Origin of the sequence: Leptolyngbya sp. FACHB-60, assembly GCF_014695775.1 — a bacterium.
Lineage (GTDB): Bacteria > Cyanobacteriota > Cyanobacteriia > Phormidesmidales > Phormidesmidaceae > Nodosilinea.
Window position 1 is genome coordinate 1 of the sequence record NZ_JACJOX010000067.1, and the last position, 12,265, is coordinate 12,265.

The 12,265-nt window shown below is 57.1% G+C and carries 11 protein-coding genes; 9 read left to right on the plus strand and 2 right to left on the minus strand.

From position 1 onward, the window contains the following. Nucleotides 1-211: 211 nt before the first annotated feature. Nucleotides 212-379: a hypothetical protein gene (locus H6F57_RS24555; RefSeq protein WP_190631483.1), complete on the minus strand. Its 168-nt coding sequence runs from the start codon at nt 377-379 to the stop codon at nt 212-214. Nucleotides 380-719: 340 nt separating this feature from the next. Here H6F57_RS24555 and H6F57_RS24560 point away from each other — a divergent pair, with 340 nt between their 5' ends. The 9 genes from H6F57_RS24560 to H6F57_RS24600 all read left to right on the plus strand — a co-directional run bounded on the left by H6F57_RS24560 (nt 720) and on the right by H6F57_RS24600 (nt 11,074). After that, the gene (locus H6F57_RS24560; protein ID WP_190631485.1) at nt 720-1,772 is read left to right on the plus strand and encodes a cyclic nucleotide-binding domain-containing protein; all 1,053 of its coding nucleotides are present in this window, start codon (nt 720-722) and stop codon (nt 1,770-1,772) included. Further along, nucleotides 1,765-2,319, plus strand: coding sequence for a hypothetical protein (locus tag H6F57_RS24565; RefSeq protein ID WP_190631488.1), 555 nt, complete (start codon nt 1,765-1,767; stop codon nt 2,317-2,319). The genes H6F57_RS24560 and H6F57_RS24565 overlap by 8 nt, the downstream gene beginning before the upstream one ends. Nucleotides 2,320-2,491: 172 nt before the next feature. Continuing rightward, a complete protein-coding gene (locus H6F57_RS24570; protein ID WP_190631490.1) occupies nt 2,492-4,750 on the plus strand; it encodes an NHLP family bacteriocin export ABC transporter peptidase/permease/ATPase subunit in 2,259 nt (752 codons plus the stop codon). A 230-nt stretch (nt 4,751-4,980) separates the two neighbouring features. Then, nucleotides 4,981-5,463, plus strand: a complete 483-nt coding sequence (locus H6F57_RS24575; protein WP_347279988.1) for a DM13 domain-containing protein — start codon at nt 4,981-4,983, stop codon at nt 5,461-5,463. A gap of 34 nt (nt 5,464-5,497) precedes the next feature. Continuing rightward, the gene (locus tag H6F57_RS24580; RefSeq protein ID WP_190631494.1) at nt 5,498-8,407 is read left to right on the plus strand and encodes an NHLP bacteriocin export ABC transporter permease/ATPase subunit; all 2,910 of its coding nucleotides are present in this window, start codon (nt 5,498-5,500) and stop codon (nt 8,405-8,407) included. A gap of 153 nt (nt 8,408-8,560) precedes the next feature. After that, complete coding sequence (locus H6F57_RS24585; protein WP_190631496.1) at nt 8,561-9,835, plus strand: GAF domain-containing sensor histidine kinase; 1,275 nt, start codon at nt 8,561-8,563, stop codon at nt 9,833-9,835. After that, nucleotides 9,819-10,487 carry a response regulator transcription factor gene (locus tag H6F57_RS24590; RefSeq protein WP_242025045.1) on the plus strand — a complete coding sequence of 223 codons (669 nt, stop codon included), beginning with the start codon at nt 9,819-9,821 and terminating at the stop codon, nt 10,485-10,487. Before H6F57_RS24585 ends, H6F57_RS24590 begins: the two co-directional genes overlap by 17 nt. 118 nt (nt 10,488-10,605) lie before the next feature. Further along, complete coding sequence (locus tag H6F57_RS24595) at nt 10,606-10,881, plus strand: UBP-type zinc finger domain-containing protein (RefSeq protein WP_190631499.1); 276 nt, start codon at nt 10,606-10,608, stop codon at nt 10,879-10,881. Between the two features lie 10 nt (nt 10,882-10,891). Beyond that, entirely contained in the window at nt 10,892-11,074 is a 183-nt protein-coding gene (locus tag H6F57_RS24600; protein WP_190631500.1) for a hypothetical protein, read from the plus strand. Here H6F57_RS24600 and H6F57_RS24605 read toward each other — a convergent pair. Beyond that, nucleotides 11,071-12,072 carry a hypothetical protein gene (locus H6F57_RS24605; RefSeq protein WP_190631502.1) on the minus strand — a complete coding sequence of 334 codons (1,002 nt, stop codon included), beginning with the start codon at nt 12,070-12,072 and terminating at the stop codon, nt 11,071-11,073. The genes H6F57_RS24600 and H6F57_RS24605 overlap by 4 nt on opposite strands. Between the last annotated feature and the right edge of the window lie 193 nt (nt 12,073-12,265).

The following is a 12,265-nucleotide window of genomic DNA, read 5'->3' on the forward strand; positions in this document are numbered from 1 at the left end:
CTCATCAACGAAGCCCACGGTACGGACAGCAAGTCGAGGTGTCACCATAGATACAGCCCTCTTCCATACTTTTTAGCTTTAGTTTACTTCGTCAATAGTGACTAAAGAGGGATAAAAAGCCTTTGCTAGCTAAAGCAAAGGCTTTTTACTGCTATTTTGAGTATCTACGGATACTAACTCGTGGAGAGTAAGTTTTGTGTAGATGTCTGATCTAGTCTTTTTCTAGATTGTCGCGACGAATTTCGTCTAGACGAGATGCGTCTTTGTCTAAGTTTTCTCGACGGAGCTGATCGAAGTCGACGCCGCCCGCTACTTCTTTGAGTTGCTCATCAGACAGCGAATCATCTTCTGTGGCAGCTTTTACAGTATCTTCAGCCATTGGAAGTCCTCTCGATCGGGTTACATCCTTACATTAGGAGTCGACCTCACTGTTTGTCTGCCTGAAAAAATCAGGCATTGCTTAGAGTATTCCTTAATCTCTGCTGAAAAGATTTGTAGATTAGGGTATTTGCGCTTAAGTGCCTAACTCTCTAGATAGCCAGACTGTGCATTTTTTCGATTTTTCAATTCTGTTTACAAAAAGCTTAGACAATTTCAGTCAAAATGTATCCTTGAGCTCAAAAAGGCTAAAGTCTGCTGGATAAAATCTTTTACTTTTGCAAACGAATGTTTTATCTGTGAAGGACTTTTAGGATAAGGATGCTGCGCTTACAGGCTTGATGACAGACACACTGCTGCGCGTCTTAAGTAATGCTGATTTGGATTGGATGATTGCCTGCGGCGATCGCCAAACTCTAGCGGCAGGCCAAAGCCTGCTGCATTCTCCTGTCGCTGCCGATCGCATTGCTTTAATCATTGACGGCACCGTGGGTGAAAGCTTTGCTATCCCAGGGGCGACCGCAGACGAAGCTGTGCTCATTGACGAACTGAGCCAGGGCGATATGGTGGGTGTTAGCCCCCTGCTCGATGCCCCCAGCAGAACGGCGGTAAAGGCGCTCAAGCCGACGCTGATTCTGTCGCTGCCCATCGCCTGCGTCGCGACAAAGCTCGCCGAGGATGTTGCCTTTGCCGCTCATTTTTACCAGGCGATCGCCCTTCTACTCTCCAATCGCCTGCGCCGTATTCTTGAGCGCCCCGATCGCATCCGTTTGTGGGGCAAGCAATCGGACAACGACGTATTGACCGTGTTTGGTGAACTGCGCGACAGCGACATTGACTGGCTCACCGCCTTTGGCCAAGTTGAGACTGTGCCGGCCGGCCGGGTACTTTTGCCGGCGGCCCGTCCGGTAGAGTCGCTATATATCTTGCTGGATGGGCAGATGGCGGTGTCGGCCCCTTCAACTAGCGTCAACTTACTGGCTTTATGCTTTTTAGGCTTGACAAATAGTGCTGGCGATCCGCCTGCCTTTGCCACCTTTTCCCAGGGCAGCATGCCGGGGATGATGGCTTTTTTAGACTATCGACCTTTGCCGGTAACGGTGCGATCGCTTACGGAATGCCTGGTCTTTGCCGTGCCGCGCCAAACCCTAGCTACTAAGCTCCAAGTCGATGACAGTTTTGCCTCCCGCTTTTACCGGGTGATCGCTATGCAGATCATGGCGCAGTTTCAGACTGTGAGCATGGGCCTGGTCGAGCCCACCCTACCCGGTATGACACTTGGTTCGGCGATGGATGATGCCGAACTAGATATGGCCGACCTACAACAGGTTTCTGAAGGGGCTAAAAAGTTTGGCTGGATGCTGGCTCAACTGGGGGTAAACCATCGTGGCTGAGCGAGAGAGTCTATTTCGGCAAGCGTCTTTAGAGCGACTGTCTTCTCCTGAGCGGCTGGATGAGTTGATGAAGCTAGTCACCCTCAAGGCCTGGCTACCCCTGGGCACCCTCGGGGTGCTGCTGGGCCTGGGCCTGCTCTGGAGCATCGTTGGGCGGGTGCCCGTCACCACCCACGGCAGAGGGCTGCTGGTGCAATCTGACGATTCGCCGCAGCTGGTGGCCCTGCTGATTTTCGACAACCAGTACAGAGGGCAGCTTCGAGCAGGCATGCCAGTAGTGCTGTTGCCCGAAACCCTGGTGGTCTATAACGAGCCGGGCATCGCTGCCGAGGTGGCCGAAGTGGTCGAGCCCAGCGCCCTCACCGTAAGTCAGGCGCGCCGGGGGGAAGACCCCTACGCTGGCGGACTTGAGGTGTTGGCTCACCTAGCCCCTATGGTGCAGGCGATGCCGCCTAACACCATCGTGCCGGGGGTGGCGGTAGAAGGGCGCATTACCCTGGCCCAGAAGCCGCCGATTGTCTTTGTGCTGCCGTTTTTAGATCGGTAGATAAGGGGGTGTAGATCGTGATTCTCAGTACCACGATGGGTATGCCTGAGCAGAGCTGGTTCCCCCAACTCCCTGATGTAACAGATTCGCTCCATACCTTCGTTAAAGACTCCTCTGTTCCCTCCCTTAAAAAGCAGAAGTGGGGCAGTTTTCACAACCTATTAGTCTTGCCATGGTCTTTTTTGTTCCTCCTATAAAACCCCGCCCCAAACGGGTCAAAACCCCTACCGTGCTGCAAATGGAGGCGGTGGAATGCGGTGCGGCGGCCCTGGGCAAAGTGCTGGGCTACCACGGCAAAATTGTGCCTTTGGCCAAACTGCGCCAGGTCTGTGGCGTGTCGCGCGATGGGGTGACCGCTGCCAGCGTTCTTAAGGCGGCCCGCAGCTACGGCATGGAGGCTAAGGGCTTTAAGAAAAGCCTGGAGCGGGCGTTGGAGCTGGAGCCTCCCTTTATTGTGTTCTGGCACTTCAACCACTTTGTGGTGGTCGAAGGCCAAGATGCGCGGTGGATCTATCTCAACGACCCGGCCGCTGGCCCCCGTCGGGTCACCGCTGCCGAGTTTGACGAGGGCTATACGGGGATTGCCCTGACTTTTGTCCCTGGGCCAGAATTTCAAAAAGGGGGGCGCAGGCCAAGTATGGTGCGATCGCTCTGGCAGCGGCTTCACCGCTCCTGGGGCATTCTCTTCCTCGCTTTAATCGCTGGATTATTCCTAGTATTGCCTGCCCTGGTGCTGCCCGCCCTCAGCCGCATTTTTGTAGATTCTGTTTTGCTAGAAGGGCAGTTTGAGTGGCTGCCCTATTTATTAGTCGGGCTGCTGCTGACGGCGGTGGTGCAGGGGTGGCTGACGGCGTTGCAGCTCAGGTATTTGCGATCGCTGCAAATCAAACTCGCCGTCGGTAGCACCAGCCGCTTTGTGTGGCACGTGCTGCGGCTGCCCGTGGGCTTCTACGCTCAGCGGTTTGCCGGGGAAATTGCCAGCCGCATTCGCCTCAACGACGAGGTGGCTACCGTGCTCTCGGGTCGCTTGATTAGCACCGTGATCAGCCTCGCCCTAGTGCTGTTCTACGCCCTGGCGATGGCTCAGTATGACCTGCTGCTGACGGCGATCGCCGTCGGCTTTGCCGCCATCAACGTCGTTACCTTGCAGTGGATTGCCAGGGAACGAGTGAATGCTAACTTGCGGCTGTCCCAGGAAACAGGCAAGGCGGCGGGGGTGGCGATCGCCGGTCTGCAAACTATGGAAACCCTCAAAGCCTCTGGCCTAGAATCTGACTTCTTCGCCCGCTGGGCCGGGTACTACGCCAAATCGATCAACGCCCAGCAAGACCTGGGCCTCACCAACCAAATCCTCGGCATTTTGCCCAGCTTGCTCTCGGCGCTGACCAGCCTGGCCCTGCTGGTAGTCGGCGGCTGGCGCGTTATCAACGGCGACCTCACCATCGGCATGCTGGTTGCCTTCCAGCTCCTCATGGTCAGTTTCCAGCGCCCCGTCAACGCCCTCGTACGCTTCGCCAGCACCCTGCAAACTCTGCAAGGAAATTTGACAAGGCTCGATGATGTATTGGGAAACTCTGTGGATCAGCAGCTCCTAAATGATGAGGGGATGAGGGGATGGGGAAATAAGGAAGACAGAAGGCAGAAAGACTCCGATTTTCTAACTCCCTCATCTCCCTCATCCTCCCCATCTCCCCTCCCCCACCGTCTCACTGGCTCTATTACGCTCCACGACCTTGCTTTTGGCTACCATCCTCTAGAGCCACCGCTGATTGAAGGGCTCAATCTGTCAATTCAGCCGGGGCAGCGAGTAGCGCTAGTGGGGGGGAGTGGCTCTGGAAAATCGACGGTGGCAAAAGTTATGGCAGGGCTATACGAGCCAAGATCAGGAAAAATCTGTTTTGACGATGTTTGCCGCTCCCAGATTCCCCGCGCAGTGCTGACTAACTCCATCGCTGTGGTCGAGCAAGACATTCTAATTTTTGAGGGCACCATCCGCGACAACCTCACCCTGTGGGACACTACCATCCCCGAAGTCGATCTACGTCGTGCGGCTCAGGATGCTGCGATCGCAGACGTCATTCTGGCCCTGCCCTACGGCTTCAGCGCGTCGCTGCTGGAAGGAGCCGCCAACCTCAGCGGCGGTCAGCGTCAGCGCCTCGAAATCGCCCGTGCCCTGGTGAGCAACCCCTCGATTTTGATTTTGGATGAAGCCACCAGCGCTCTCGACACCGAAACCGAGCAAATCATTGACCAAAACCTGCGGCGGCGTGGCTGCACCTGCGTTATCGTCGCCCACCGGCTCAGCACCATCCGCGACTGCGACGAAATTTTGGTGTTTGAGCGGGGCAAGGTCGTGCAGCGCGGCACCCACGAGTCTCTGTGGCAGGAGGAGGGGCTATACCGGAAGCTAATTCAGAGCGAGGGAGAGTGAATGCAGACCCACCCTTACTCTTCCTGGTCGGGGATCAGCTGGCCTAATTCGTGCGCTGAAAATTTCCCAGGGCCACGGTTACCTAGTTCAGCATTGTCTCTAACCGTTCTCAGGGTTGTCTCAGACAGGCCTTTTATAGTGCCTTCAAGCTCGTAACTCTATCTGAGGACATCATGCAATTAAAGCGGTTTCTACTGCTAAGCCTTTCCATTTCCCTAATGGTGGCCTGTGTGCCCAGTCAATCTGAGGCAGTCAAGGATAATCTAACGGCGATTACCGCATCCAAAGACGTTGCAGCTGAGCCAACAGGTGCTGCTAGCAACTCTGAAGAGACTATCAACAATTCAGAATCAAAGGCAGGTGTCATTAGGTCAGGTAATTTTGTTTCTGGGGAACATGACACATCTGGAGTAGCCAGACTTATTAACAGTGGTGGTCAGTTTGTTTTAGAACTAGACGAAACATTTCAAACGTCCTCGATGGGGCCTGATTTAGTCGTAGTTCTTCATCGGTCAGAGGATGTGATTAGCTCAACAGAGCCCCCGGCTTTCCCGCTGCGAGAGGGAGAGTATGTTGTCTTGGCGGAGCTTGAATCCTTTAGCGGTGCTCAACGTTATGCCATTTCAGCCGATGTCAACTTAGATGACTATCGCTCGGTTGCGATTTGGTGTCGTCGTTTTAATGCCACCTTTGGGGCTGCGCCGCTTCAATAACTATTCCCCTCTCCCGTGCTCCCCCCACTTACCCATGCTCCTCCCTATCCTCGCCGCCCCCCGCACCATCACTGCCAACCAACCGCTGCTGCTGACCGACCCCGCCCAGCTTTGGCAGGTGAAATCGGGCCACGTCGCCCTCTTCGCTGTGCCTTTTGCCAATGGCCAACCCAGCGGCAAGCGGCGCTTTCTTTTCAGCGTCCCTGCTGGGGAAGCCCTTTTTGCCGCTGACATCTGCCCTATCACTCATTTGGGTTTGATGGCGATCGCCGTCGAACCCGCCGAGATTGCTCCCTTGCCTCTGAGCGAAATCGACGCCACCGACTGCCCCACCTCCCACCTCAAAGCCCTGATTGATCCCTGGATTCATCACTGGGGCACTATCGACGGCTTTCCTAAACCTGCCCAAACTGGCCAGGTGCCGGAAATTCACTACATCTCGCTAACACGGGGCCAGGTTTGCCGCCCTGCTGCCGAGGTGCTGTGGATTCGCATGCAGCGGGGCACCGCCACCTGGATGGGCAACCCTGCCTTCCCGCTGACGCCTGAACTGGGCTGCTTTCCTCTCGGCCAGGGCACCTATATGCAGGCTCAAGATCACATCGAGTTTTTCGCTCGCCCCACTGCCGAAGTCACCAGCCGCAAGGTGCTGATTCGGGGCTTGGCTCAGTTGCACTGCTACGGCTTTAGCACCATTGAGCAGATCGATGTCCGTCAGCAGCGCCTTAGCCTGAAGCGCTTTCAGCAGCGCCAGCAGCTCAACCAGAGCGTGACTGAAAACGTCGTTCACAGCCTGGCGGGCGTGCTCGAAAGCGATGAGATTGACTCTACAGAATCCCCTTTGCTAGCGGTGGCCGGGGCTGTAGGCAAAGCCTTGGGGGTGACCATTCAACCCCAAGCGGCATCGGAAAATGGGGCGCGAATGAAGCAGCCGTTGGATGCGATCGCCCGCGCCTCTCAACTGCGCCTGCGCCGGGTGCTGCTGCGGGGTGAATGGTGGCGACAGGACTGCGGCCCGCTGGTGGCCTATACAAAGGAGGGGCGATCGCCGGTTGCCCTACTGCCCATGGCTGGCCCTCGCTACGAGATTTATGCGCCGGTTGGACTTTCCCTCTCCCCCCACTCCCCCACTTCCCCACCTCCCTCACCTCATCACCTCCCTCTTACCCCCACCCTCGCTGCCCACCTCGACCCCGTCGCCTTCGTCTTCTACCGGCCCTTGCCCACCGACAATCTCAACGCCCTCTCCCTGCTGCGGTTTGCCTTTCGCGGTCAGGGGCGCGACTGGCTGATGATTGGTCTCACGGGCATTGCCGCTACGCTGATCGGCATGGTGGTGCCTCAGGCGACGGCGGTGCTGGTGGATACGGTGGTGCCCTACGGCGATCGCGCTCTGCTCTGGCAAATTGGGTTAGGCCTGCTGGCGGCGGCCTTTGGGGCAGCGAGCTTTCAACTGGCGCAGGCGATCGCCACCTTGCGGGTTGAAACCGGGGCCGATGCCCATCTGCAAGCCGCCGTGTGGGATCGGCTGCTAAAGCTCAAGACCGGATTCTTTCGCCAATACCCCACGGGTGACCTGGCCTCGCGGGTGTCCAGCATTTCTACGATTCGCCGCAAGCTCAGCGGCTCGGCGCTGCAAGGGCTGTTTGCCGGGACTTTCTCGCTGCTGAACCTGGGTTTGCTGATCTACTACAGCCCGTTGCTGGCTGGGGTAGCGCTGGTTGTCGGCTTGGTGGTGATGGCGGTGACTGTGGCTTCTGGGCTGGTGCTGGTGCGTCGGTACCGTCCTCTATTGGAAATTCAGGGCCAGCTCTACGGTCTGGTAGTGCAGCTGATCAACGGTATTGCTAAGCTGCGCATGGCTGGGGCCGAGGAGCGGGCCTTTGCCGTCTGGGGCCAGCGCTACAGCCAGCAGTTACGCCTCACCCTCAGCACCCAACAGCTCGAAGATGCAGTGGCGGTGTTCAACACAGTGCTGCCGATTGTCACCACCATGGCGCTGTTTTGGCTGGCTAGCCAAATGCTGAGCGGTGCCGACGCGGAGCTATCCACGGGGACATTCCTGGCCTTTTCGGTGGCCTTTGGCACCTTTGTTGCTGGGGCCACCAGCCTCAGCGATACCCTGGTGGATCTGCTGGATGTGGTGCCCCTGTGGCAGCGGGCCAGCCCCATTTTGCAGGCCGAGCCCGAAGTAAATCTGAACAAGGCCGATCCGGGGCAGCTCTCGGGCCTGCTCTCGGTAGACCGAGTCACGTTTCGCTATGGCGACGAAGGGCCAGTGATTCTCGACAACGTCAGTTTTGAGGCTAAACCGGGGGAATTTATTGCCCTGGTGGGGCCATCAGGCTCTGGCAAATCAACCGCCATGCGGCTGCTGCTGGGGTTCGATACGCCCCAGGCGGGCAGCGTCTATTACGACGGGCAGGCGCTGTCTGGGCTGGATGTGGTGGCGGTGCGCCGCCAGTGCGGGGTGGTGCTGCAAACCAGCCGCCTCAGCGCCGGGTCGATCTTTGAGAATCTGTCTGGGGGAGCGCTGATTACGCTGGATGATGCCTGGGATGCTGCGGAGAAAGCGGGCCTCGCTGCCGACCTGCGCGCTATGCCCATGCAGATGCACACGGTGGTGAGTGAGGGGGGCAGCAACCTGTCGGGGGGCCAGCGCCAGCGGCTGCTGATTGCCCGCGCTTTGGCGGTAAAGCCCAAAATCATGCTGATGGATGAAGCTACCAGCGCGCTGGATAATCGCACCCAGGCGATCGTCACCGAAAGCCTAAATCGCCTGAAGGTGACGCGGGTGGTAATTGCCCACCGCCTCAGCACCATTCGCCACGCCGATCGCATTTATGTGTTGGAGGCGGGTCGCCTGGTGCAACAGGGCAGCTTTAAGGAGCTGGCGGGGCAGCCGGGCTTGTTTAGCCAGTTGATTAAGCGGCAGATGACGTGAGCGATTGGCCTGCCCATCCCTCTAAAGAGGGGTTAGGGATGGATCCGCTCAACCCAAAGACCGCTGAAAATGTGCGATACATCACCCAACCCAGCCAGTAAAGCCGCTTAAACTTTTATGCTAAGCGCCAGCCTTTTGAGAGCCTTTAGAATCTTGCACAACCCCTTTGACTTTGGTGATTCCAAGGCTCAGCCCCAGCCGACCCTAGACTTGGCCCAAGCCAACCAGGTGTTGCAGGCTTCGCTCAGCAAGCTAGCCGACGAGCCTGACTTAGAGAAGTTTTTGGGCCACCTGCTGACGGTGTGCAGCGATCGCTTTATGGCGGCAGAAGCGGGCATTTGGCGCTACGAAAACGGGTTATTTCGACTGTTTGTCTCCTACGAAGACGACGAGATTAAGCATCAGGATGCGATCGCCCACCCTGGTGCGTCCCTAGACACCGCCCGCAAAATTCACAACCAGCCTGTGCTAACCCGACTGCGAAAGCGAGAGATCATCAGCGACTACCCCGAAGACTTTGCCACTGAGCCGGTCTATGAGCACTTTCGAGATTATTTTCAGCAGCGGGGCATTCAGGCCGCGCTAAAAATCCCCTTGTTTTTAGGGAATGATCTGCGGGGCATTTTGGTGATGCGGTTTACCCATCGCCGCGTGTTTAAGCCCGAAGAGGCCGAACTGGCCTTTGCCCTAGGCAACCAGGCGGTGCTGGCCCTAGAGCTAACTCGCCTAGCTGAGGTGGCCCAGACTGCCGCCATTACCGAAGAGCGCAACCGCATGGCCCGCGACATTCACGACACCCTGGCCCAGACGTTTACCAGTATTTTGATGCGGCTTCAAGCGGCCTCGCTAGGGCTCAGCGACCCCGTAGATCAGGCTGTTCTTGAAGCCCAAGCCAATATCGATCGCGCCTGTGACCTGGCCCGTGAAGGGTTAGCCCAGGCCCGCCGCTCAGTACAGGCGCTGCGGCCCCCGGCACTGATGAATCGCACCCTGGCTGAGGCCTTGGCCGACTGTCTACAGCAGATGACCGACGGCACCTCCTTAGAGAGCCAGTTTCGGCTAATGGGAGACCCTTTCGCTCTGGCTGAGGCTACGGAGCTAGAGCTGTTTCGCATTGCCCAGGAGGCGATCACCAATAGCTGCAAGCATGCTCAGGCCCGCACCATTTCGGTGCAGTTAACCTACAAGCCAGAGGCAATTCGCCTGGTCATTGGGGACGATGGCCTGGGCTTCACTCTGACTGAATCGACAGCTTTAAAGGGGTTTGGGTTGGTTAGCATGCAGCAGCGGGCCGATCGCATTGGCGGTCATTTAACCATTCGCAGCGTTGGTCAAAAACCGTCTTTTGAGGGGCATCACCACCAGGGCACCCAAATTTGTGTCGTTTTGGATTTAAACCCGAGGCAGAACCATGATGACAGAATCTAACCTCAGGGAGCAGACTCAGCTGGTGGCAACACCTACGCCCATTCGCATACTCATTGCCGATGACCATCCGGCTCTGCGGGAAGGGCTCTCGGCCCTGCTAGAGCGCCAGTGCGATCTTCGGGTGGTAGCAATGGCCGCTAACGGTCAAGAGGCAGTAGCTCTGGCCCAAACCCATCAGCCCGACGTAATTTTGATGGATCTGCGGATGCCCTGCTTGGAGGGGGCCGACGCGGTGGCTACTATCTGCGGCGAGTGGCCCGAGGCCCGCATCATCATTCTCACCACCTACGATGGCGATGAGGATATCTACCGCGCTCTGCGGGCTGGGGCTAAGGGCTACCTGCTCAAGGATGCACCTTGCGAAGAGCTATTCACTGCAATTCGCCAGGTGCACGGCGGGCAGAAGTACATCATGTCTCAAGTGGCCCAAAAGCTGGCCGATCGCTTCCAAAGCTCCGAACTCACCGATCGCGAGCTGGAGGTGCTGCAACTGCTGGTGCAGGGCAACACCAATCGCGACATTAGCGAAGCCCTTTGCGTGGCCGAGGGCACAGTGAAGTTCCACGTGCGCAATATTTTGGATAAGTTGGGGGCATGCGATCGCACCCAAGCCGTCACCATTGCCCTCAAGCGTGGCCTAGCTCGGCTATAGGAGGCAAAATAGAGTAGAACCCTAGGGATAGCAATGGATTTGCTGAAAATTAGCTGCTCCAAAGGCGCTACCTCAGCACACCCAGGATCGTTCCCAGCGACATCCCAGGAGGAGTCTGATGACCTGCCAACATCTCAGCGATCTGAGTGCCGAAACCATTATCTCTAAAGCCACCTACCCAACATTTCGCTGCGAAGAATGCATCAATATCAACAGCCGCTGGGTGCATCTGCGCATTTGCCAAGGCTGCGGCAAGATGCTGTGCTGCGATTCGTCTACACATCAACACGCCCGCCGCCACTACGAAGAAACCAGTCACACCGTGATTAGCTCCGCTGAACTGGGAGAACAGTGGTTATGGTGTTTTGAGCACGAGCAGGCCAAGGAATATTGATTTCGTTGATGTGCCCGGTGGGCTGGGGTTTGCTCCACTCGCCCACTTCGGCAAAGCTGAGGCGGTAGAAAAAAGCATTCTCTTGGGTCGCCTGTGCCCGACTTCCCCCAGTTTCGACCGAGGAGAGCCGGGCACAGATGGTCAATCCATAGAGCTGGTTCAGCGGTCAGAGCTTACCCGCACCATCGCCTAATTCGACAGCACCGGATGGGCAATCACCGGGCAGTTGATCGTCGCCTGAGTGGGACGCAAGCCAAACAGCCAGGGGTTGCCAGGCCCCTCGGGGTTAATCACCGCATCGGTGACCATGCCGCTGGCGATCAAACCTTGCAGGTCTTCAAGGGAGATAATGCGGCGGACCTTATTTTCTGCGATCGCCTGCTCCGTCCACATGCTCACGTGGGCATCCCACAGGGGGCTGTAGTTGTTGTCTGCTGAGGGATTATCGTTTTCTGGGCCGTAGGGAAACACGTTGATCGGGTCGATGCCGTTGTTGGCTAGCGACGCCACAAACCCTTGGTGCTGACCAGTGCTTGTATCGCTAATGCCGTTGAGCACGGGCGAAAAACCCAGCAGCGCCGACTCATCTGCGGGCAGCGATTTGCCAAAGGCCGGAATATCCGCCAGCTTAGGGGCAAATACCCCTTTTTCGAGCACCGAGGGCACGTCCGCCGACACGTCGGTCACCAGGTGATAGAAGTACTGCCGCCCGCCCTGGAAGCCATCCAAAATCGACATTGTGACGGTTCTTTTTTCCAGATCAATAGCCTCTAGGCGATCGTGGCTACCCGAGGCATTGTGCACAATCTGAGCATTGAGCACCACACCGCTGGGCATTACGGCCATAGAAGAATACTGGGCATCTGCGATCGCGCCAGGGGTAGCCACCGCCGGGGGAAACGGATTGGGAGAACCGGGTTCAACCCGATATTCTGGCGAGAAGTCGATGTTGCCTTGGAACTGCACGACGCCTCTAGTTAGAGTCACGGGTTGAGCACCCGCTGTGCCAATGACATGCTTCATTTTGGGAGAATAATTGATGCCTAAGGTCTTGGCGACATCAAAATCAGAGGCCTCCGTCAAAATGTAATAAACCGACTCACCCTGGGGAGAAAGTCCCCGGTATAAGGGCAACGTTACCGTGGCGCTGCCCAGGGTAAAATCTACCGCCAGCACACTTTTTACATACACATTGTCGCTGGGCTTAAAGGCGATGGCGGTGCGTTCAGAATAGGCTGGCCGCCCCGATTCTTGAGCGGCGGCGGCGAGAATATAGCGATCCGTATAAGGGTTCGGTCAGGCAAAATGACAGGATATCGAGAGGAGTATTGTGATGCCAGCTCCCTACAGCCTTGACCTGCGCCAGAAAGCGATTGCCGCGATT

Coding starts and splice junctions, on each gene's coding strand:
- H6F57_RS24570 (WP_190631490.1), top strand. CDS start 2,492: ATGGTCTTTTTTGTTCCTCCTATAAAACCCCGCCCCAAACGGGTCAAA.
- H6F57_RS24560 (WP_190631485.1), top strand. CDS start 720: ATGACAGACACACTGCTGCGCGTCTTAAGTAATGCTGATTTGGATTGG.
- H6F57_RS24590 (WP_242025045.1), top strand. CDS start 9,819: ATGATGACAGAATCTAACCTCAGGGAGCAGACTCAGCTGGTGGCAACA.
- H6F57_RS24595 (WP_190631499.1), top strand. CDS start 10,606: ATGACCTGCCAACATCTCAGCGATCTGAGTGCCGAAACCATTATCTCT.
- H6F57_RS24580 (WP_190631494.1), top strand. CDS start 5,498: ATGCTCCTCCCTATCCTCGCCGCCCCCCGCACCATCACTGCCAACCAA.
- H6F57_RS24555 (WP_190631483.1), bottom strand. CDS start 379: ATGGCTGAAGATACTGTAAAAGCTGCCACAGAAGATGATTCGCTGTCT.